The organism is Pseudomonas sp. FG98 (assembly GCF_057808595.1).
Genome location: NZ_JBMDIJ010000011.1, coordinates 63,064 through 83,066 on the forward strand (window position 1 = coordinate 63,064; position 20,003 = coordinate 83,066).

Consider the following 20,003-nt stretch of genomic DNA (forward strand, 5'->3'; position numbering starts at 1 on the left):
GGAACAACCTCAGTTAACGCCGGTTGCGCAAATGGTCACCGACCTCGAACTTGACGATCTCGGCAGTGCCCGAACCTTCGAAATGTTGAGACAGTTCTGCGAGGAACCACCCCATGGCCGAGCGCCCGCCCTGCAGGCGAAAGACCACGGTGCAGTACTCCTCGCAAGGTGAGTGGTGGGGTCGAATGGACGGTGGAACGATGATGGGCAGTTGATCCAACATCAGAAGACTCCTTGCCAAACACGGTTGGCCTCAAGGTCGAACAAACCCAATGACTGGGTGAGAAATGCCGGCTCGGCGATTTGTCTCATTGAGCCTCCGAGCACCTGCTCACCCTAGAGATCGCTTCGCGCCATTCCGGAAACAATTCAATGGCCAACGCCTGCATGGTTTCCAGCGCTGAGGGCGAGCGTTGTTGACGGGATCGGCGCGTTTCGATTCGGTGGACGGGGAGTCCAAGTGAGGCAGCATTGAGATAAGCCACTCGGTCTGGAACTACGGTATCTAGAACCGAAATGTTGGTGGACTCGGCGAAAGCCTCGCGCAGGCCACGGATGATCATCCGTGCGTCCACCCGAATTGCGTTCACTTGGTTCAGTAGCAGACGCAAGGGGGGCGGTGGAATGCTCAGGTGGCGGAATGGTTCGAGTTCACTCAGCAGCTTCAAAGTGCCGCGGCGCAGTTCGCGGGCGGCGAGCATTTCCGGTGTAATGGGGGAGAGGGCGATATCGCAGGCGAGGATGGCCATCTCCAGCAGCACGCTACGTGCCCCTTGGGTGTCGATCAACAGCAGGTCATAACGGGGGCGGAAATCGTCGAGCAAATTGCGCAGCCGTAATCGCCCATCAGGGGCGTGCAGTAGCAAAGTGCTCAGTTTGCCTTGGTCATCGTTGGAAAGGATCAGGTCGAGACCGACGACCTCCGTCGTGGAAATTATCTGCGCAGGATCTGTCTGGTTGAGCGCAATAAGCTCGTACGCACCAGCAACAGCTTTCTGGCTCAACGCGTAATAGCTGGAGAGGGTGGGTTGGCTATCCAGATCGAGCAGCAGGACGCGTAGGCCCGCATCCGCCAACAGACCGCCGAGATTGGCCGCTACTGGGGTTTTGCCTACCCCACCTTTGGTGGAAACCACCGATACCACACGCATGACATCAGTCCTGCTGGCCTAAGCGCTCAACAACCCACTGCTCGATTTCCAGCGAGTCCCAGCCGACCGCGCGCAGTCCAATGCGTTTGGCTTGCGGGAATTTCCCTTCCTTCATCAGGTTGTAGATGTGCGCACGCTTGAAGCCGGTTTTCCGCTCTACCTCTTCACGACGCATGATGTGACGTTCGGCCGGTGGTTGAGGGCTGTCAGCGCGCGAGACGGATGAGCTGGACATGCTGGTCACTCCTGGCGCCGCTTGGCGCGTGGTGGGAAGTGACTTGAATTGAACAGCAGAAAAGCCATGGAGTCATTGCATTGCAATCGTTGGGATTGCATTGCAATTCTTAACCTTGTTTGCTTTTCTTGATGCTGCGATTTGCAGCAGCGAATTTTTCATCCAGTGTTCGTTTGCTCAGACCCGGAATATCGCAATAGCGTGCGATAACAGCATCGACGATCGCAGACTGGCTCTTGAACACGGATAGAGGTTTGCCAGCAGGCGATTGGTCCAGAAAAAGGCTGAGCAAAGCACCGATGATGTTCTGATAGGTGAGTTCGCTACGTTCGCTGAGTTGTCCATGCGTTTTGACCATTGCTTTGAGTTTATCTCGTTCAAGTCCGATGGCCTGGAGATCTGCCATAATATCTTTGAGGTGATACTGTAACGTGTTCAATTCCCGTAAGAGAGTATCCCGATCCGCTTGTAGAGCAAGGAAGTTCCCTAGGCTGACTTTTTCATAAGCTTCTCCGCCTGATTCAAACAAAAAGCCAGGCTTCTGATCTGAATAATAAATCTCCATCCAGTGGCGTAAATCGGAGTGGCGTATCGTTAGCTGACATGGCTCCACGTAACTTCCAATGGGAACCGAAATACCAAGGCAGCCGTAAGGTAGTTCTCCGTTACGTATCGCGTCGTAGATTTTTTCTATAGCAGCATGCAAGAATGGCCATTGTGGAAATAGGTAGGCAAGCTCCTCGGGACGAGACCATGCAGCTTCGACTATTTGTGCCTCGTAACGAATGAGGTTACACCAACGCAGCGCTGCGTCGATTGGACGATAGAAGGTTTTGGCTTGTGGATTAAAACATGGAAAAGACATAATAACGACGGACCTCCATTCCTATTGGGTAGGCCTCTCGCTAAATACCTTTATACGAGCCTAACTAATGATAGTGGCTCTTTGCTCATGTTTTTAGCTCAATGAGGTCATTCCATTTTTGACTATTACTCGAAGTCATTGCTCTGATTTTGAATGAACCTCCCTCTATGCTGAGGATTCTTTTTTTAATTCGTCAGCTAGAGTCTTCCTCGACGTGCGAGAGCAGTTGTCGTGACGATAATAAATTTTATGGGTAGATGAGGCGTCACTCAGCGAGGCTTGTACAAACCTTCCCGGCCGGCATATTTGCGAGGATAACTTCTCTAAGCTCTTGAGAGTCAAGCATTCCGGAATAAATTTTATTGCCGATAGCTATGCTAGGGACAGCACGAATATCAATTCTAGAAGCGTATTTTAGCTCGTTATCGTGACGTAGTGAGTGGAGAGGGGATTTCGGGATTTCTTCCAAAGGCTCGATTGGCAGTCCGACTGAAGCCGCGACATCTTTGATTACTGTAAGGTCACCTATATCACGGTCTTGCTGAAAAAACGCTCGCAGCATTGCGTCAGCATATTCATTCCCAACGCCTTGGTCTTTAGCATATTGAAGAACTAAAAATGCGTCACGGGTATAAGGTTGGGGTGACACGCTTGGAAGCTTGATAGCGATATCCAACTTCTCTGCCGCAGGATACACACCATGTTTCCAGACAGATGGGAGATATTCATCTTCTGGTCGTAAGGTGGGTGCTGGATAAGCGCGGAGTTCAAAGGGCATCATCTCTATATTGACATCCAGTCCGCTTGCTGCCTCTTCCAAGACCTTTTTTCCGAGCAGGCAATAAGGACATACAAAGTCGATCCAGACTTTTATTTTGAGGGTTTCATTTTTGCGCAGAGTGTCATCAATTAGCTTCATATATCACCTGTATGAAATTCGCCGTCAAGACGCTAGAATATCGATAATCGAGGCATATTTATTGGGAGTGAAGACAACGGCACGCACGACGTATACGTGCCGCTGGTCTGCCTGGTTGGGTAATAACTTAGCCAAACTCACTGTCTTTGATGTCAGCAACCGGACCAAGGATCGAGGGATCAAACTCAACCAAGGAATCACCATTCGCAAAGCGATTTGGGAAGTCTGGGTTCGCTAGGGCGCCTTTGCCCAATGCGATGATATTTGCCCCGTCGTTAATTACATCTTGTATGTGATCTACTTGATGCAAACTGCCGTTGGTGATGATCACTTGGTTAGGGGCATAGCGACGAGCCAGCTTTACAAAGCTATCGCTACCTTGCGCAAAAGCAGGTTTCCATGCTTCAAACTCAGTAACGTGGATGAAGTCCACGCCGGCATCTGCCAGAGACCCGAATACCATTTCCGCCCCGGCTTCGCCTTCGGCCCACTTGTGGAAGAAGTCGTTCACCTTACCCTGAGAAATACGAACACCGACGGTAGCGTTACCAGCCGCTTTCCGTACTGCGCTATAAACCTCCAGGATGAGACGAATACGGTTCTTCACCTCACCGCCCCATTTGTCAGTCCTTTGATTGGAGACATCGGTAAGGAACTGGTCAAGTAAGTAACCGTTGGCACCGTGGATCTCAATACCATCAAAGCCAGAAATTTCGACAGCGCGTAGGGCTGATTTTGCAAAGCCATCGATTGCATCAGCGATATCTTCCTCGGTCATTGCCGAGGGTGTGGGGTATTGGCCGGTGCCGTAGTAGAAGCCCATTTGCTCACCCCTGGGGCGTACAGCTGATGGACCAGCGGTGATTTGCGAAAATCGGTTGCCCTGACTGAGAGCGCCGGCGTGCATCAACTGCGCGAAAATCTTGCCGTCATGCTTGTGAACAGCGCTCGTCACGGCTCGCCATGCCTCAGCCTGCTCTAGATCAGTAATCCCCGGCTGGAACAAGTAACCTTGCGAGAACTTTTGATCGGTGTAGATACCCTCGGTCACAGTGAGACCGAAACCACCTTTAGCAAAGCGCTCGTAGTAGTCAACTTGGCGCTGGGAGGCTAGGCCTTTTTCGCTCGCACTGATGCGAGTCATAGGTGCTACCGCAAATCGGTTCTTCAGGCTCACCTGGCCAATATCGAAAGGAGTTAAAATCTGGTCGCTGCTGATAGTCATCTCATGTTCCCGTCAGTTAGGATAGAAAGCTGGGTTGCTGACGAAGGTATCCTCCTTGCGGGGCTAGCAGAAGCCGTGCCGTCCGATAAGGCGGCTTATCGTTATAGGATATGAAGATGCAAGTCGCCGAAGTGGAAGCATTTGTCGCCATCGCGGCCAGTGACAGCTTGTCGGGAGCGGCACGTAGACTTAGCGTCCTGCCGATGACGATCTCTAGACGGCTCGCGTCGCTGGAAGAACAATTGGGAGTAAGGCTCGTCCACAGAACAACCAGGTCTGTGTCACTGACTCCCGAGGGGGAGTTATACCTGCCCTATGCGAAGGCTATGCTCGAAGCAGATGAAGCCGCGAGGGCTGCGATACTCACATTTGCTGGGGCCGCCAGTGGCGTCCTAAAAGTAACGGCTCCAACTGTGTTCGGCCAGACGGTTATCTTGCCTATGATTCCGGCCCTCCTTGAAGAAAACCCGTCTCTAAAAGTAGATCTGATCCTGTCGGACAGCATCATAGATATCGTCGGATTGGGTATCGACGTGGCCATCCGAATTGCCACACTCCGAGACTCCGCTTTGATCGCTCGCCACCTAGCTCCTAACCCTCGCGTCATCTGTGCAAGCCCTTCCTATCTGCGGCGTAGAGGAGTACCAAATACCCTGGAAAAACTCAGGATGCATGATTGCATCGGCCTGCATTCAATGCCGTACTGGCCACTCATAAAAGGTGGTGAGCGATTTTCAGTCAAGGCCGACGCACCGTTTAGCGCCAACAGCGTGGAAGCAGTAAGGGCGGCTGGAAAGTTGGGCTTAGGTGTGGTGATGCTCTCTTACTGGGATGTTCGGTCAGACCTAGCCGACGGAAGCCTGCAGGAGATCAAGCTAACTGACGCATTGCCTGAACACCTCACCATTACTGCCTTGCTCCCAACGCGACAACAGGTGCCATACCGAGTTAAAGCGTTCCTCGATAAGCTAGGCCAGATTTTAATTGCACCAGAGGGTGGCTGCGCAGTTGAATTAGATCCAGGTCATGCACCTTGAGACCGGCCTGCTTTCAGAAAAGCGGCCCATTTGCGCACAAGGTAATTGTGCTCATCCATCACAGAGTTCCAGACGCTGATGTGACTTACTCGCTCAGCATATGAACCTCCTTCCCTAATTTCGCCGGGTTCGATGAGTGGCTCCCCATCACTGCCTAGAAGTCGTTCCGAGGCGGGTTGACCCTCGTACCAATAATTCCATTCCGCAACTGATAGATGATCACGGGCACGGAGTGGGTTGGAAATGTAAAAACCCTGGCGCGCCATCATCGCTCCGGGCCAGCCTGCCAGCCACCAGTTGAGATAAGCGTAGGCTGCGTCTTTGACGGCTCCGTCCACAGCTCGTGACAGGGATAGTCCTCCGAACCAGCCCCTATACCCTTCTTTGGGGACTGCTTGCCGATACTGAATCCCTTCACGATGAAGCTGCATGAGTGCCGGCGACCAGACGCTCTCAATGTATACATCAGGGCCCAGCATGAGTTTGCCTGCCTCACGATCATCAGACCAAAACGCAGCAAAGTGCCCTTGTCGCTGGAGTTTAACGAGGACATTGGCCAGATCATCGATCTCATCCAACCTCAAATTTCCAATGACATCGAAACAAGCGAGCCCCTTGGCTTGAACTGCTAGGGCTGCATCGAGCGCGCCGATGGCAGCGTCATTTTGCAACGCAACATGACCACACCAATGAGGATCTACAAGCCATGACCAGCTTTCATTTTCCGCCGAAAAACCAGGTGGCAGCAGGTCTGGCCGGTAAGCAAAACTGTCTGCGTTATGCGTTAAGGGCAACATACTGATCAGATGAGTTGGACGGTTGGCCAAGCTACCATCGTGCTGAACGTAGAGTCGGTCACAAGGCAGGCTACCTCCAGACAGTGGATGGTCAGGATGGAGTCTGCCTCGCTTGGGCAGATCATTTATTTCATCCCAAAGCGCAATACGGCGTACATCGATGGGCTGAATCGCGCCAGCAGGCCACACGAAATCCATGCTATGAAACCACTGATCATAAAGGTCATAGCTTTCAGGATTCATTAGGGCAATGCGCTGCACTGTCTGCACGTCGTGAACCTGGTATTCGATCCGAATGCCTAGTTCCTGCTCGGCTCGCAATCGAATTGACTCAAGCAGCGTTACCGAAGTCCCGAGCACGCGCAATGTTACCGGGCCACTCATGCTGCACGCCCCAGACTGTGCAAGAACGTGTCAAAAGATCTGCGTAATATCCGAATATCAAGGTCACGCACAATGATCACCAATCGTGAACGTCGCTGTCCATTTGGCCAGCTAGTGAGGTGTACCGGTGGGTGAAGGCAGTGCTGGACGCCATGAATGACTATTGGTTGCTCTGTATCGATCACATTCAAAATCCCTTTGACTCGGAGAATGCGCTCGCCATGGCATCTTAGCAGCATCGATAGCCAAATCCCGAAGGCCAACCAGTCGAGCGGTTTTTCGTACTCAAGCGCGCACACTTGCGCATTACCGTGTTGAGGTTGTTTCGTGGGGGCAAAGAGCTGCCACCCAGCGACTTCTTCATCCGGCACCATGCTCCTTAGTCCTTCCCCCAAAAGCTGCTCATCACCCTCCAGCACAGAGCTGGTGAGCGCCACTGACGCTGTTGGGTTGAGCGTTTTCAAATGGGCAAATACTTTGTCAAGTGACTCAGGAGTAACAAGATCCGCCTTACTCACTAGAAGGCGATCGGCTGCGGTGACCTGCCCGATCCATTCAGGATGAAGGCGCTCTTGTAGCGAAGCATGCTGAGCGTCAACGACTGTTACGAGCAGGCCAAGATGGTAACGACCCCGAAGCTGTGGATCACGCTGCAAGGTAGACAGGATCGGGGCCGGATCCGCCAAGCCGGTGGTTTCCAGGAGCACTCGACGGAACGCCGGAATTTCGCCACGATTACGCTTTCCATGCAGATCAATGAGAGCCTGTTTCAAGTCCCCGCGCACCGAGCAGCAGACACATCCACTTGGCAGCAATATGGTGTTGGGGGCAATTTCCTGTACAAGCAGATTATCGATACCTACTTCACCGAATTCGTTGATCAGTAGGGCCGTCTGCCCCATGTCTTCATTTGCCAGAACCCGTTGTAGGAGGGTGGTCTTGCCACTCCCCAGAAAACCGGTCAAGACATTGATCTGCAAGCTCATAGCATTTCCTCAAGATGATCTAGAATCCTAGGGTCCAGAGGATCGAGCTTATGGCTCACGAGCTCTTCAGCCACCTGCCAAAGCTGATCAAGTCCTGAAGCTAATCCCTGTTTCCCTGTAGCCCCTTGGATGAGATAAGAGGAGCCTTGAAAATCGCTGACCTTGAGCCTGAGCGGAGCAATCACCCGATTGATCGAAGCTATTCTACGCAAACGTTCACGTCGGCCGGGGATGCTTTTCTCTAATGGATCGCTCCAGTGAGCATCCTCTCCTATCAGGCCACAAAGTCCACACATGTTTCACCTCAAGGCATTACGTCGCCTGAATTGGGATTAAGGGTCTGACCTACAAACAGGTTACCACCGGGCTCTGAGGCTAGTAACACCACGATGGGCGCTACCTCTTCAGCTCTGCCAAATCTACCGAGGGGAAGCTCTTTGGCTTTCGCTGCTTTCCACTCTTGGCTGATACCTTCTACAAGTGGTGTTTCAATGGGCCCAGGGGCGACTGAGTTGACCAGAACATTATCTTTGCTTACCTCCAGCGCAAGGGACTTTGTGAACCCGATGACGCCGGCTTTAGCGGCGGCATAGTGAGTGAGCTGAGCGCCTCCCTTGATACCCAGCTGTGACGAGACGTTGATGATGCGCCCCCACTTCTGATCCACCATGTGTGGCAACGCGCGCTGGCTGGCAACAAAAACACTGGTCAGATCAACGCGGAGCATGTCGTCCCACATTTCCTGGGTGATGTCCACGCAAGGAGCCTGCGTCAGCATGCCTGCATTGTTTACTAGGATATCGATGCCACCAAGCGCGTTTACGCAAGCATCGACACCTGCTTGAGCTCCCTCTCTGCTGCCCACATCGGCGATGCATTCGATCACCAAAGCGCCTTGATCGCGGCACTTGTTCGACACAAGAGACAGGCGCTCTGCATCGCGGTCACATAACACGAGCTTCGCGCCGGCGTCTGCATACGCATAAGCAATGGCGGCGCCGATACCACTTCCAGCACCTGTGATAACAGCTCGGCGGTTTTGCAATGGCTTCATTTTTGTTGTCCTCAATGCCGCACCCCAGGACATGCGGCACATTTAATTTTATTCAGGCCAACGCACAGTCAGACCACCGTCGATGATGATGCTTTGCCCGGTGATGTAGCTGGAGTCAGGGCCTGTCAAATAGCACACTAAATCCGCAACTTCGCTTGCACGGCCTACCCGGCCCAGTGGAATGCTTTTACCTGCTTTCGCCAGCCCATCTGCTCCCAGAGAGTTTTTCGCATCAAGCGACTGAGGGGTTTCAATCAAACCAGGAATGACCGCGTTGCAACGAATCCCCTTGGCGGCAAGTTCTACTGCCAGCGAGCGACAAAGCCCAGGTACACCCGCCTTCGCAGCTGCGTAATGCGAGTGGTCTTGCCACCCATATACACCACCGGCAATTGACGAGATTGCGACCAATGCACCGCCTTCACCGATATAGCGGCTCGCGCTACGGAAGGTACGCATCACGCCTGTGAGGTCGACATCGAGCATCTCATTCCATTGTTCATCCGACATCTCTAGTAGTGACGCTTTACGCAGGAGACCCGCGTTTGCCACGGCATAGTCGAGTCGCCCGAAGCGCTCCACAGCGGCGGCGGCGATGGCGTCCAGTGAGGCGCTGTCAGTGACATCCATAGGGATCATCAAGCACTCACTGCCTGCCTCTTCGACGAGTCGCTGAGTATGAAGTGGATCATGAGGAGCACTTGCTAAGTATCCACCTACCACACGTACGCCCTTCTTCGCATACGCAAGGGCAACGGCTTCGCCAATGCCGCTGGCGGCTCCCGTGATCAAAGCTACAGGTTTAGACATGATTCCAGCTCCTTCTTATTTTACGGAATGAGGTTCTACGTGTCGGGCTGCCAGCATCACTAAGCCGGACAAGAAACAGGGCAGCGCGCCGAACCAAAGCGCTGCGCTATGCCACTGACCACCTGTCGTTAACACGCTGGTAATCCCTAGGCCGGCGACGATGGCGCCAATTGGGCCCATGGCATGAACAATTGCTCCGCCTGTTGCGCGGATGCTGGTGGGGAAGCTTTCGCCCATAAAGAACAACATTGCTGAATAGGGGCCAGTGAGGAAGAACAGTCCCAGGCTGTACAACGCAACAACGGTCGTCAGCTCACTAGGTGCCTGGAGCATGGCGTAAAACGCCAGCCCTCCACACATCCACCCAAATGCAACAGTGTTTCGGCGACCAAATCGGTCACCCAGCCAACCGTGAAACAGATAGCCGATGAAACCAACTAGGTTGGACAGAACCAGGATCCACAATGAATTCTGGAACGAAAGCTGGTGGACGCTCACGATTACTGATGTCCCCAAAACGCTGAAGACTTGAATGGCAGACCAGTTGAGAAGAATCGCCAGGCTCAACACCAGCGTTGGACGGAGTGCTGCACCCCGGAAGGCTGCCGCAACTCCGGCTTTGGAGTGCTCGTCATAATCGACGTGGTATTCCAGAGCCAAGCTGCGCGCCCCAGATTCATCTCCAGCTTTACGCAGTTGGTGAATGCGCTGATGAACCTGGAACTGTGGGCTTTCTTTCAGCTTGCGAGCGAGGATCGCTACCACGAGTGCGGGTATTGCTGCAAAGATGAAGCAACCTTGCCAACCAATATGCGGAAGCAGCAGAGCGGTCAGGCCCGCAGCAATGAGTGCACCAACCGGCCAGCCACTCTGCACCAGGCTGTACACAAAACCCCGGCGCTTGATTATCTTCGGATCAGTAGACGCGGCATAAACCTCGGTAAGGTACGTCGCGTTGACCCCTTCCTCGGCGTAGCCCAGACCGGCAACTGAACGAACTGCAATCAGCGGCGCTTTGCCCATACCCGCACAGACCGCAGTCAGCGCCGAGCAAATTGCGGTGCCGCCAATGGTCAAGATGATTCCCCCGCGGCGTCCGATTCGGTCTACCAGCGGGCCAACGATAAAAGCGATGACTGCACCGCCTACAGCTACATAAGTGGCGATTTGCGCCTGCTCAGCCTCACTCCATGTGAAATGACCACCCATGACTGGCAGCAGCGTGCCAAACAAGATGAAGTCATAGACAGCAAATACCCACGCGAAGAATGCGATCCATGTGGCGTAAGTAACATCCTTGGATTCAAGCTGTACGGGCTTCCAAGCACCGGACTCATTTACTTGCGTCGTTGATATTGTCTGTGTAGTGGTCATATTGGCATTTCTCTTGTTTTTGTAGAACTCGTGATGGAGGAGTTACCCGCAGCAAAACACTCAGCCGTTTCGAGGCTGACGACGAATAAAGTCATCGGCTATTTCGTCCATCGTGACGAACTTCACGCCTTCATGACTTTTCATGTGCTCAATGAGTCGCTCGAGCATCAGCAACACTTGAGGGCGACCCGAAACGTCCGGGTGAATGGTGATTGGAAACACCGCGTAGTCGTGTTCGCGGTATACCCAGTCAAACTGATCACGCCACATCTCTTCTAAATGGCGTGGATTTACGAAGCCGTGGCTATTAGGCGACTTCTTGATGAACATCATCGGAGGTAGATCGTCGAGGTACCAGTTGGCCGGAATTTCAACCAAATCGGTCTCTTCACCGCGCACCAGCGGCTTCATCCAGGTATCTGGGTGTTGGCTATAGTCAATCTTGTTCCAGCTGTCCTTCACACGAACGTAGTAAGGGTGAAAATCGTTGTGCATCAAACTGTGGTCGTACTTGATACCTTTCTTCAGAAGAAGTTCGTTTGTAACGTTGCTGAATTCCCACCATGGCGCCACGTAGCCAGTGGGTCGCTTGCCAGCCAGCTTGGTGATAATTTCAATCGATTTATCCAGAACTATTTCTTCTTGTTCTGGAGTCATCGCAATAGGGTTCTCATGGCTATATCCGTGCACCCCGATTTCGTGACCGGCCTGAACAACCGCCCTCATCTGCTTGGGAAAGGTTTCTACGGAATGTCCTGGAATGAACCAAGTAGTACGCAGGTCGTACTTTTCGAACAGTTTTAAAAGCCTTGGTGAACCCACTTCACCAGCGAAAAGACCACGGGAAATATCGTCAGGGGAGTCCTCGCCACCATACGAGCCCAGCCACCCTGCGACCGCATCTACGTCAACGCCGATTGATACAAATATTTCCTTCGCCATGATTCATACCTCTTTGTTATTCAATTGAATGCAGGTGTAAGAGCCCCGCATCCCATGCGTATTTATTCAGTGACTCGAATGTATGACTCGACGGTTAAAGCGGCTCGGAGCAGCTCTTCGTCATTTCCGCTGAAGCTCGAAAGAAGCAGGCTGGTAGGCATCCCGGCATCACCGATCCCGCTGGGCAGCGCAACGCCAGGCATGTCCAACATGCTTCCCGGCATCGTTAGCCGTAGCGTCGCCAGGTTGGTGGCAGCAAAGATGCTGGCATCTTCTTCAAGAGGCGTAAGTAGGGGGGCAACATGCGCGACGGTAGGAGTGATCAAGAAGGCGCCGTCCAATTCGCTCGTAATTTGCTTTTTCAGCGCCTCAGCGGCCTGGTACAAGCGCACCTGCTTGCTGGCAGGAAATGTTCGGGCGGTCTCAAGCCTCTTTCGAACCCTTGGATCAAGTTGCTCTGCCGCTGGGCTATCTAGGAGCTCTTGATGGAGTGCGAAGGCCTCAGCACTTCCAAGCCACCCCACCTGCTCTATGAGTTCCAGCGCTTGATGGAACGCGAGAACCGGCGTTTCTTCGATTACTGCTCCTGCCAGAGCCAGCTTCTCAACTGCGGTAAGAAGGTTAGATTTCACTGCTGGCTGAATACGTGTGTCATTGAGCACCTTGATGTCCACACGGAGCCTAAGCCCTGCTACTGGAAGGCCTGTAGTCTCGAAGGACAGCCCTCGTCGATCGCCCAGCAAAAGGTTATCGACCGCAATAGCGTCGCGAACGCTGTGAGTGATAGGCCCCAATGAGTCAAGCGTGCGTGCAAGGGGCATGACCCCAGCAAACGAGTAACGGCGCGAGCTGCTTCGATAGCCAACCAAGCCATTGAAAGCTGCCGGCACTCGTATTGATCCCGCTGTATCGGTGCTCATGGCGATAGGTACGATGCCTCGCGCCACAGCGATAGCAGATCCTGATGAGGATCCACCAGGTACGCGCACTTCATCTTTCGACGCGGCATTGACCGGCGTGCCAAAGTGGGGATTGAGTCCCAGGCCTGAGTATGCCAATTCGCTCAGGTTGGTTTTCCCTATGCTCACAAGACCTGCGCGGCTAAGTGCCACAGCCAGCGCGCAGTCGTGTGAAGCAGGGGGGGTATGTAAAAGTACTTTCGCGCCTGCGGTAGTCACATATCCGGCCAGGTCGTATAGATCTTTCCAAGCTACCGGGACGCCGTCGAATCGAGACAAGGGCTGCCCGGCTTTCCAGCGTGCCTGTGCAGCTGCAGCTTCACGCTGCGCTCGATCCTCACAAAATGTGATGAATGCAGCAGGCGCGTCTGCGCTGAGTTTCAACGCATCTTTAAGGGCCGTGACAGGGTCGGACGTTCCGTCGGCAAATTTCTGAGCCAAGGAAAAGGCATCGGCAAGCATGGTAGACCTCTAAAATGTATATTTTATTAATACATACATTACCAAAAGCATCGACCGTGCCAAGTCGCGTATTCGCTCAACACATAATGCGGCAGATGGCTCAGCGCCGGGAGGTTGGTAGAGGGACACAGCATCCTGTCAGGCCATGGCTTGAAAATTGTATTTTTAATAAAATGATCCATTTTGGGGTTTTTGGTAACACGCTCGCCCTAAAACTGATCAATGAGGTGTTACCGATCGCGATCACATCTCGCTTATCGTGTGAGAAACTCACCCACCCCCCGTTTCTTGAGAACAGTCTTGATGCCTGCAGCACTACCGACCGAAGATCGACCGGCCTCACGCTACGAAACCATCCGCAACGCGCTGCGTGAAGCGATTCTTAGCGGGCAAGCGACTGCTGGACTTGTATTGGTAGAAGCACCTCTAGCCGAACTCTTCGGTACTAGCCGCGTACCGGTGCGCCAGGCACTCAATCTCTTGCATGAGGAGGGCTTGATCCGTCGCTTTGAAGGCCGTGGATTTCTCATTGATCCTGATGGTCGGAGCAAAGCCCCAATACGCGTCCCGCTGACACGTGAGTTGCTCGGACTAGAACCTCAGGAAGATTTGATCGATTATCGACCTCTAGGTGAGCGCATTTACGATCACTTGGCGGAAACGGTTATTCGCTTTATGGTCTTTGGGCACTACCGAATAGATGAGCAAAGCGCATCTGAAGAATTGAACGTCAGCAGAAACGTGGTCAGGGAAGCTCTGATGCGTCTCAGGGATAAAGGCTTGGTAGAAAAGGAGCCTTACTCTCAATGGTTGGCAGGGCCGTTAACTGCAGAGGCAGTCAAACAGGACTATGAGCTGCGCATGCTTCTTGAGCCTGATGCACTTCGCCAAGGTGTAGAGCATGTCCCACGCGGCGACCTTGAAAATATGTTGGGGCGAATAATCAGGGCGCAAGAAGCTGGGCGAGGTGTCCAACGAGTAGACATAGAACAGCTCGAACAGGATCTGCACGTCACTTGCCTAGCAGGGTTGAGTAACGCTCGAATGGCTGCAGTCATTCGCCAGTGTCAGATTCCGTTGAATGTCGGACGTGTTCTGCACGAGTCTCTGAACACAAGCAACGATGAGGCCATGCTGGTAGAGCACAGGCTAGTTTTTGAGGCACTGCTTTACGGAACAGTTGACTCAGCCTGCTCCTGCCTTCGAGACCACATATCCAAAGCCCGCGAGCGAACCTTGCAGCGCCTGAAGGTGCTATCCGTACTTCCGGAGCCTGAAGTGCCTCGCTACTTGGAAAGACTTGCTTGAAGGGCGCCTTTATCATCGGATGCAACTCGCCAATTTTCAGTTAACTGCATTTTTTCAATCCCTGATATGACCGTTTATGAGGTCAAGCCGGTGGATTACTTTTACGTATCTTTCAGCGTCGTGCGGAATGCTGTTGGGGTGCCAAAAATGCATCGTGGAAATAATTTCGAAATGCGTGCATCGCCGGGCTGAATTCACGTTCGCGATGCCACGCCAGTCCGACGCTCATCGGTGTCACCTGTTCGGTGATGGTCAGTGTTTCTATGCGTTTGCCTTCCAGTGACCAGGGACGGTGCACTAGATCAGAGAGGATCGCTACGCCGCTGCCATTGGCGACCATGCTGCGCACCGCCTCGACGGAACTGGTGCGCACCTTGACGTTCGGTTGTTGATGTGCGTGTTCCCAGTAACGCATCGCACTTTGTTCGGCCTCGTCGACTGTCAGCAGGATGTAGGGCTCTTTCACCACGTCAGCGAGGCTTACGGCTGAGCGTTCGCACAGGGGGTGGTGGCTGGGCAGCCACAACCGCCGCTCGGAGCTGAAGAGAGTTTCCGAAACGATGTCCGGGAGCGTGAGGTTTGCGGTCAGCACCACTGCCATGTCGAAGCGACCTTCGAGCAGACCTTCTTCGATGGCCGTCCGTTCTTGTTCGTGGACTTCGATGGTCACATCCGGATGCCAATGCTCCAGCCGCTGCAAATGGTGCGGCAGGAAGTAACCAATCACCGTGTAGCTCGCCGCCAACCGCAACACGCCGCTAGCGCGGATGTCCGGCAACGGGCTGTTCAACGCGTCATCGACGCTGCGCAAAATCACATAGGCCCGATTCAGAAAGTGCCGCCCGGCGTCTGTCAGGCTCATGCCCTGGGCCGAGCGTTGGAACAGCAGCGCGCCAATGATGCCTTCCAGTTCCTTGATCGCCGTAGTCACGGCCGACTGGGAAATATTCAGATGAATCGCAGCTTGAGAGATTTGCCCGACTTCGGCCGTGGCGACGAAATAGCGGATCTGGCGCAGGGTTAGGGACATGAGCACTCCGGGCGATTAGGTATCTGTTTTTCAGAAGATGGCCTATCTGATAATAGATCTTCCCAAGGGGTTCGCGGTAATCTAGCTTGACCTGCATGAAGTCACAAGCGTCGGGAGCAAGCGTCATGCAGGCAGTAGATTTTAACTCGGACATGGGTGAAGGCTTTGGCCCATGGACCATCGGTGATGGCGTTGACAATGAACTGATGAGTTTTATCAGCTCGGCCAATATCGCCACCGGTTTCCATGCCGGCGATCCCGGCACTATGCGTCGCACGGTCGAGCAGGCCAAGCGCCTGGGCGTCGCCATCGGCGCCCATCCGGGATTCCGCGACCTGGTCGGTTTCGGCCGCCGGCACATCAATGCACCGGCGCAGGAGTTGGTGGACGACATGCTTTATCAACTCGGCGCCTTGCGTGAACTCGCCAGGGTCCAGGGCGTGGCCTTGCAACACATCAAACCCCACGGCGCGCTCTATATGCACCTGGCTCGGGACGAAGAAGCGGCGCGCTTGCTGGTGGAAAACCTGCAGCGCCTGGAGCCTGAGCTGCTGCTGTATTGCATGCCTGATTCGGTAATTTGGCGGGTTGCTACGGAACTCGGCCAACCAGTGATCCGCGAGTTTTACGCCGACCGCGAATACGACCTCAGCGGCTCCATCGTCTTTACCCGCAACGTGCGTGCCTACGATCCAGCGCAGGTCGCGGCGCGGGTCCTGCGGGCCTGTCAGGAAGGCGTGGTGCGCACCGTCGAGGGCGAAGACCTGGCGATCGCATTCGATTCCATCTGTTTGCACAGCGACACACCGGGCGCGCTGGCGTTGGTCGAAGCCACCCGCAATGCGCTCGATGGCGCCGGAATCAAGGTTCGCGCGCCGCGCTGATATTAGACGAAAACGCCTGGCACGCAGACGCCAGGTTTGCACACCGATTCATTTTTGCCTGCCTTTCTACAACTATTCCAAGAGGAACAGACATGGCCGAACACACTGTAATCACCCCGTTGCCGGGGACCTTCTACCGCAAAGCCACCCCTGAATCGGCGAACTTCGTCGAGGTCGGCGCGCAGGTCAGCGCCGACACGGTGATTGGCTTGATCGAGGTTATGAAGCAGTTTTCCGAACTGACCGCCGGGACGGCCGGTCGCCTCAGCGCATTCCTGGCGGAAGACGGTGATCCGGTGGAACCGGGTCAAGTCGTCGCAACACTCGACGACGAGTGAGGGCGCGATCATGACGCAAGCCATTCAAAAATTGCTGGTCGCCAACCGTGGCGAGATCGCTGTGCGGATTATCCGTGCTGCCAAAGCACTGGGGATTCCCACGGTTGCCGCGTGCAGCGAAGCGGACGTCGATTCCCGGGCGGCGCGCATGGCCGACGAGGTGCACCTTCTCGGTCCGGCCCGCGCTGACAAGAGTTACCTGAACGTCGAGGCATTGCTCGGCGCCCTGAAAGCCACGGGCGCCAACGCGGTCCATCCGGGTTATGGCTTTCTCTCGGAAAACGCCGACTTCGCCGAGGCGGTGCTGGCGGCCGGGGCCATTTTCGTCGGCCCGAGCCCGGAGACGATCCGGCGCATGGGCGACAAGGCCGAAGCCCGGCGCACCGCGCAGGAAGCGGGCGTGCCCGTGGTGCCCGGTTCGCCCGGTGAACTGTTCGATGTCGAATCGGCGCTCAAGGCCGCCGAAGCCGTTGGCTTTCCACTGTTGATCAAAGCCTCGGCCGGCGGTGGCGGGCGGGGTATTCGCCTGGCGGAAAACGCCGAACAACTGGCTGAAGAGTTCCCCCGATCCCAGCGCGAAGCCCAGGCTGCGTTCGGCAACGGCGCGGTGTACCTGGAGCGCTTCATCAGCCGCGCACGGCACATCGAAGTTCAAGTGTTGGGCGACGGTCAGCACGCGGTGCACTTGTTTGAGCGTGAGTGTTCGTTGCAACGTCGTCGGCAGAAGATTTTCGAGGAAGCGCCATCGCCGGCCCTCAACCCGCAGCAACGCGAGACGCTCTGCACCAGCGCCGTGCGCCTCACCGAGTCCCTGGGCTACAAGGGCGCCGGCACACTGGAATACCTATATGATGACGTGACCGGCGAGTTCTTTTTTATCGAGATGAACACGCGGATTCAGGTCGAGCATCCGGTCAGTGAACTGATAACCGGCATCGACCTAGTTCAGGCGATGTTGCGCATTGCCGGTGGCGAGCCGCTGGGCTTCAAGCAAAGCGACATCCAGCTCAATGGTGCCGCCCTGCAAATGCGCCTGAACGCCGAAGACCCGGAGCGGGATTTCTTCCCCAGCCCCGGTCTGGTCGAATCGTTGATCTGGCCGCAAGGCGAGGGCGTTCGGGTCGACACCCATCTCTATCAAGGCTACCGCGTGCCGCCGTACTATGACTCGCTGCTGGCCAAGCTGATTGTCCATGGTCGTGATCGTGCCGAGGCCTTGACTCGCGCACGGCTGGCAGTGAAGCACACCACGCTCTCCGGCATGGCCACCACCTTGTCGCTGCACGGCGAATTGCTGGAACAACCGTGGTTGCACAGCGCCGACTTCCACACCGGCACCCTGGAAACCTGGTTGGCCGAGCGTGGCCGTGGAGGTCAAGCATGAGCACTCCAATCCGCTACAGCTTCGGCGCCGATGAACATTTGTTTGCCGAAGTCAGCGACAGCATGTCCCTTGAAGCCTTCTTCAAAGGCATGGCGGTTACCCGCGCAGTCGAACGTCTGGCGCTCGATGGTGTGCTCGATGTGTGTTTGGCCAACGCGTCATTTCAGATCCGTTTTGACCCGGATCGCATCGCCCCACACAGCTTGCTCGAAGCGGTAAAAATCGCCGAGGCCGGGGCCGTCGCCGAGCGCACGTTGCAGACGCGGATCATCGAGATTCCGGTGCTCTATAACGACCCCTGGACCCACGAAATCTTGATGCGTTTTCGCGACCGTCATCAAGACCCGAGCGCCACGGACCTGGAATACGCCGCGCGAATTAACGGCCTGGCAGACGTCGATGCGTTCATCGCCGCCCACAGTGGTGCGCCGTGGTTTGTCTCTATGGTCGGCTTCGTCGCGGGTCTGCCGTTCATGTTCCAGATGGTCGAGCGCGAGCGTCAGTTGCAGGTGCCCAAATACCTGCGACCGCGCACCGACACGCCGAAGTTGACCCTGGGGCATGGCGGTTGCTTCGGCTGCATCTACTCGGTGCGCGGTGCCGGCGGCTACCAGATGTTCGGCGTCACGCCGGCACCGATCTACGACCCGCAGCAGAACCTGGCGTACCTCAAGGAGCACATGGTGTTTTTCCGTCCGGGCGACATCGTGCAATTCAAACCGATGGACCGTGAGGCCTATGACCAGGCGGTGGCCGACGTGGAAGCCGGGCGCTTCGATCTGCGGATCCGGCCGGTAGAATTTTCCCTGGATGCCTTTCTGGCCGATCCCGTCGGCTATCCCAAGTCGCTACAGGAGGTGTTGGCATGATCAAGATCCTCAAACCCGGCCTCGCGACTTCGGTGCAGGACCTGGGCCGCGAAGGTTATTACCACTTGGGCATTCCACCTTCCGGTGCGCTCGATCAATACGCCTTGAGCGCGGCCAATCAACTGGTTGGTAACCCGGCTGGTTCGGCGGCGCTGGAATGCACGTTGCTTGGACCGGAGCTGGAGTTTCAGCAGGATGCACTGGTGGCGGTCTGCGGCGCGCTCATGTCGGCACGGGTCGATGGCGTGGAAATGCACCACGACACCGCGTTCGCGGTGAAGGCCGGGCAAGTGTTGCGCTTTGACTTTCCGAAGGCCGGTGCCCGAGCTTATTTGGCGGTGGCCGGTGGCATTGATGTGCCGATCGTACTTGGCAGTCGCTCGACCTATGCGCTCGGCGCGCTGGGCGGTTTTCAGGGGCGTCGGTTGATCGCGGGCGACGAATTGCCGATCGGTATCGCCAGGGGCAAGAGCCGCGCAGGGGCCAGTTTGCCCATGGCATTGCGCCAGGCGCTGGGTGGCGAAATCACCCTGCGGGTGGTGCCCGGTCTGTACTACCACCGCTTGACCGAATCGGCGGCGAAAAGCTTTTTCGCCGAGCCGTGGACGGTCGGCTCTGAAGCCGACCGTATCGGCTATCGCTTCAAGGGCGGCAGCGCGCTGAATTTTAAGCCGCGAGAGCAACCGTTCGGCGCCGGTTCCGATCCATCGAACATCGTCGACAGTTGCTACCCGATCGGCTCGATTCAGGTCCCGGCCGGGCTCGAACCGATTGTGTTGCACCGCGACGCCGTGTCCGGTGGCGGCTACGCGATGATTGGCACGGTGATCAGCGCCGACCTCGACCTGATCGGCCAGATGCAACCCAACCAGAAGGCCCGCTTTGTCGCGGTGACCCTCGAAGAGGCGCTGGAAGCGCGACGTTCCTATAAGAAAAAACTCAGCTGCCTGAGCAAGCTGTTCCCTTCCTGATTCTGCCCGCCGCATCGCG

General features: G+C 55.3%; 22 protein-coding genes. 7 read left to right on the plus strand and 15 right to left on the minus strand.

Translation table 11 applies throughout. From position 1 onward, the window contains the following. Window positions 1–13: 13 nt before the first annotated feature. The 6 genes from ACODSK_RS10505 to ACODSK_RS10530 all read right to left on the minus strand — a co-directional run bounded on the left by ACODSK_RS10505 (window position 14) and on the right by ACODSK_RS10530 (window position 4,395). Entirely contained in the window at window positions 14–223 is a 210-nt protein-coding gene (locus tag ACODSK_RS10505; RefSeq protein ID WP_043205085.1) for a hypothetical protein, read from the minus strand. Window positions 224–308: 85 nt separating this feature from the next. Then, on the minus strand, window positions 309–1,151 hold the full coding sequence (locus ACODSK_RS10510; RefSeq protein WP_489015846.1) for a ParA family protein: 843 nt from the start codon (window positions 1,149–1,151) through the stop codon (window positions 309–311). A 4-nt stretch (window positions 1,152–1,155) separates the two neighbouring features. Then, the gene (locus ACODSK_RS10515) at window positions 1,156–1,386 is read right to left on the minus strand and encodes an AlpA family transcriptional regulator (protein WP_012723233.1); all 231 of its coding nucleotides are present in this window, start codon (window positions 1,384–1,386) and stop codon (window positions 1,156–1,158) included. Between the two features lie 109 nt (window positions 1,387–1,495). Then, a complete protein-coding gene (locus tag ACODSK_RS10520; RefSeq protein ID WP_489015848.1) occupies window positions 1,496–2,251 on the minus strand; it encodes a hypothetical protein in 756 nt (251 codons plus the stop codon). A gap of 265 nt (window positions 2,252–2,516) precedes the next feature. Further along, complete coding sequence (locus ACODSK_RS10525; RefSeq protein WP_012723235.1) at window positions 2,517–3,170, minus strand: DsbA family oxidoreductase; 654 nt, start codon at window positions 3,168–3,170, stop codon at window positions 2,517–2,519. A 127-nt stretch (window positions 3,171–3,297) separates the two neighbouring features. Then, the gene (locus ACODSK_RS10530) at window positions 3,298–4,395 is read right to left on the minus strand and encodes an oxidoreductase (RefSeq protein WP_012723236.1); all 1,098 of its coding nucleotides are present in this window, start codon (window positions 4,393–4,395) and stop codon (window positions 3,298–3,300) included. 116 nt (window positions 4,396–4,511) lie between these two features. Between ACODSK_RS10530 and ACODSK_RS10535 the strand changes: the two genes are divergently transcribed. Next, window positions 4,512–5,432, plus strand: a complete 921-nt coding sequence (locus ACODSK_RS10535) for a LysR family transcriptional regulator (RefSeq protein ID WP_012723237.1) — start codon at window positions 4,512–4,514, stop codon at window positions 5,430–5,432. On the opposite strand, the gene ACODSK_RS10540 is transcribed toward ACODSK_RS10535, so the two are convergent. The 8 genes from ACODSK_RS10540 to ACODSK_RS10575 form a co-directional block, all read right to left on the minus strand. Continuing rightward, the gene (locus tag ACODSK_RS10540; RefSeq protein ID WP_489015850.1) at window positions 5,420–6,613 is read right to left on the minus strand and encodes an ABC transporter substrate-binding protein; all 1,194 of its coding nucleotides are present in this window, start codon (window positions 6,611–6,613) and stop codon (window positions 5,420–5,422) included. The genes ACODSK_RS10535 and ACODSK_RS10540 overlap by 13 nt on opposite strands. Further along, window positions 6,610–7,599 (minus strand): CobW family GTP-binding protein, encoded by a 990-nt coding sequence (locus ACODSK_RS10545; protein ID WP_012723239.1) that lies wholly within the window; start codon window positions 7,597–7,599, stop codon window positions 6,610–6,612. Before ACODSK_RS10545 ends, ACODSK_RS10540 begins: the two co-directional genes overlap by 4 nt. Beyond that, the gene (locus ACODSK_RS10550) at window positions 7,596–7,895 is read right to left on the minus strand and encodes a hypothetical protein (RefSeq protein ID WP_012723240.1); all 300 of its coding nucleotides are present in this window, start codon (window positions 7,893–7,895) and stop codon (window positions 7,596–7,598) included. Before ACODSK_RS10550 ends, ACODSK_RS10545 begins: the two co-directional genes overlap by 4 nt. Window positions 7,896–7,903: 8 nt before the next feature. Further along, complete coding sequence (locus ACODSK_RS10555) at window positions 7,904–8,653, minus strand: SDR family NAD(P)-dependent oxidoreductase (protein WP_012723241.1); 750 nt, start codon at window positions 8,651–8,653, stop codon at window positions 7,904–7,906. Between the two features lie 48 nt (window positions 8,654–8,701). After that, window positions 8,702–9,463 (minus strand): SDR family NAD(P)-dependent oxidoreductase, encoded by a 762-nt coding sequence (locus ACODSK_RS10560; protein WP_012723242.1) that lies wholly within the window; start codon window positions 9,461–9,463, stop codon window positions 8,702–8,704. 15 nt (window positions 9,464–9,478) lie between these two features. Beyond that, window positions 9,479–10,837, minus strand: a complete 1,359-nt coding sequence (locus ACODSK_RS10565; protein ID WP_012723243.1) for an MFS transporter — start codon at window positions 10,835–10,837, stop codon at window positions 9,479–9,481. Window positions 10,838–10,897: 60 nt separating this feature from the next. After that, window positions 10,898–11,779, minus strand: a complete 882-nt coding sequence (locus tag ACODSK_RS10570) for a polysaccharide deacetylase family protein (RefSeq protein ID WP_012723244.1) — start codon at window positions 11,777–11,779, stop codon at window positions 10,898–10,900. 62 nt (window positions 11,780–11,841) lie between these two features. Next, complete coding sequence (locus ACODSK_RS10575; protein WP_489015852.1) at window positions 11,842–13,200, minus strand: amidase; 1,359 nt, start codon at window positions 13,198–13,200, stop codon at window positions 11,842–11,844. 303 nt (window positions 13,201–13,503) lie between these two features. On the opposite strand from ACODSK_RS10575, the gene ACODSK_RS10580 reads away from it, so the two are divergent. Continuing rightward, window positions 13,504–14,508 (plus strand): GntR family transcriptional regulator, encoded by a 1,005-nt coding sequence (locus ACODSK_RS10580; RefSeq protein WP_012723246.1) that lies wholly within the window; start codon window positions 13,504–13,506, stop codon window positions 14,506–14,508. 112 nt (window positions 14,509–14,620) lie between these two features. Here the strand turns inward: ACODSK_RS10580 and ACODSK_RS10585 are convergent, their stop codons facing one another. Next, a complete protein-coding gene (locus ACODSK_RS10585) occupies window positions 14,621–15,538 on the minus strand; it encodes a LysR family transcriptional regulator (RefSeq protein WP_012723247.1) in 918 nt (305 codons plus the stop codon). Between the two features lie 125 nt (window positions 15,539–15,663). Between ACODSK_RS10585 and ACODSK_RS10590 the strand changes: the two genes are divergently transcribed. The 5 genes from ACODSK_RS10590 to ACODSK_RS10610 all read left to right on the plus strand — a co-directional run bounded on the left by ACODSK_RS10590 (window position 15,664) and on the right by ACODSK_RS10610 (window position 19,984). After that, entirely contained in the window at window positions 15,664–16,422 is a 759-nt protein-coding gene (locus ACODSK_RS10590; protein ID WP_012723248.1) for a 5-oxoprolinase subunit PxpA, read from the plus strand. A gap of 92 nt (window positions 16,423–16,514) precedes the next feature. Beyond that, complete coding sequence (locus ACODSK_RS10595; protein WP_012723249.1) at window positions 16,515–16,760, plus strand: acetyl-CoA carboxylase; 246 nt, start codon at window positions 16,515–16,517, stop codon at window positions 16,758–16,760. A gap of 10 nt (window positions 16,761–16,770) precedes the next feature. Further along, on the plus strand, window positions 16,771–18,144 hold the full coding sequence (locus ACODSK_RS10600) for an acetyl-CoA carboxylase biotin carboxylase subunit (RefSeq protein WP_012723250.1): 1,374 nt from the start codon (window positions 16,771–16,773) through the stop codon (window positions 18,142–18,144). Further along, complete coding sequence (locus ACODSK_RS10605; RefSeq protein WP_012723251.1) at window positions 18,141–19,013, plus strand: 5-oxoprolinase subunit B family protein; 873 nt, start codon at window positions 18,141–18,143, stop codon at window positions 19,011–19,013. Before ACODSK_RS10600 ends, ACODSK_RS10605 begins: the two co-directional genes overlap by 4 nt. Continuing rightward, entirely contained in the window at window positions 19,010–19,984 is a 975-nt protein-coding gene (locus ACODSK_RS10610) for a 5-oxoprolinase subunit C family protein (RefSeq protein WP_489015853.1), read from the plus strand. The genes ACODSK_RS10605 and ACODSK_RS10610 overlap by 4 nt, the downstream gene beginning before the upstream one ends. Window positions 19,985–20,003: the final 19 nt, after the last annotated feature.

Coding starts and splice junctions, on each gene's coding strand:
- ACODSK_RS10505 (WP_043205085.1), bottom strand. CDS start 223: ATGTTGGATCAACTGCCCATCATCGTTCCACCGTCCATTCGACCCCAC.
- ACODSK_RS10510 (WP_489015846.1), bottom strand. CDS start 1,151: ATGCGTGTGGTATCGGTGGTTTCCACCAAAGGTGGGGTAGGCAAAACC.
- ACODSK_RS10515 (WP_012723233.1), bottom strand. CDS start 1,386: ATGTCCAGCTCATCCGTCTCGCGCGCTGACAGCCCTCAACCACCGGCC.
- ACODSK_RS10520 (WP_489015848.1), bottom strand. CDS start 2,251: ATGTCTTTTCCATGTTTTAATCCACAAGCCAAAACCTTCTATCGTCCA.
- ACODSK_RS10525 (WP_012723235.1), bottom strand. CDS start 3,170: ATGAAGCTAATTGATGACACTCTGCGCAAAAATGAAACCCTCAAAATA.
- ACODSK_RS10530 (WP_012723236.1), bottom strand. CDS start 4,395: ATGACTATCAGCAGCGACCAGATTTTAACTCCTTTCGATATTGGCCAG.
- ACODSK_RS10535 (WP_012723237.1), top strand. CDS start 4,512: ATGCAAGTCGCCGAAGTGGAAGCATTTGTCGCCATCGCGGCCAGTGAC.
- ACODSK_RS10540 (WP_489015850.1), bottom strand. CDS start 6,613: ATGAGTGGCCCGGTAACATTGCGCGTGCTCGGGACTTCGGTAACGCTG.
- ACODSK_RS10545 (WP_012723239.1), bottom strand. CDS start 7,599: ATGAGCTTGCAGATCAATGTCTTGACCGGTTTTCTGGGGAGTGGCAAG.
- ACODSK_RS10550 (WP_012723240.1), bottom strand. CDS start 7,895: ATGTGTGGACTTTGTGGCCTGATAGGAGAGGATGCTCACTGGAGCGAT.
- ACODSK_RS10555 (WP_012723241.1), bottom strand. CDS start 8,653: ATGAAGCCATTGCAAAACCGCCGAGCTGTTATCACAGGTGCTGGAAGT.
- ACODSK_RS10560 (WP_012723242.1), bottom strand. CDS start 9,463: ATGTCTAAACCTGTAGCTTTGATCACGGGAGCCGCCAGCGGCATTGGC.
- ACODSK_RS10565 (WP_012723243.1), bottom strand. CDS start 10,837: ATGACCACTACACAGACAATATCAACGACGCAAGTAAATGAGTCCGGT.
- ACODSK_RS10570 (WP_012723244.1), bottom strand. CDS start 11,779: ATGGCGAAGGAAATATTTGTATCAATCGGCGTTGACGTAGATGCGGTC.
- ACODSK_RS10575 (WP_489015852.1), bottom strand. CDS start 13,200: ATGCTTGCCGATGCCTTTTCCTTGGCTCAGAAATTTGCCGACGGAACG.
- ACODSK_RS10580 (WP_012723246.1), top strand. CDS start 13,504: ATGCCTGCAGCACTACCGACCGAAGATCGACCGGCCTCACGCTACGAA.
- ACODSK_RS10585 (WP_012723247.1), bottom strand. CDS start 15,538: ATGTCCCTAACCCTGCGCCAGATCCGCTATTTCGTCGCCACGGCCGAA.
- ACODSK_RS10590 (WP_012723248.1), top strand. CDS start 15,664: ATGCAGGCAGTAGATTTTAACTCGGACATGGGTGAAGGCTTTGGCCCA.
- ACODSK_RS10595 (WP_012723249.1), top strand. CDS start 16,515: ATGGCCGAACACACTGTAATCACCCCGTTGCCGGGGACCTTCTACCGC.
- ACODSK_RS10600 (WP_012723250.1), top strand. CDS start 16,771: ATGACGCAAGCCATTCAAAAATTGCTGGTCGCCAACCGTGGCGAGATC.
- ACODSK_RS10605 (WP_012723251.1), top strand. CDS start 18,141: ATGAGCACTCCAATCCGCTACAGCTTCGGCGCCGATGAACATTTGTTT.
- ACODSK_RS10610 (WP_489015853.1), top strand. CDS start 19,010: ATGATCAAGATCCTCAAACCCGGCCTCGCGACTTCGGTGCAGGACCTG.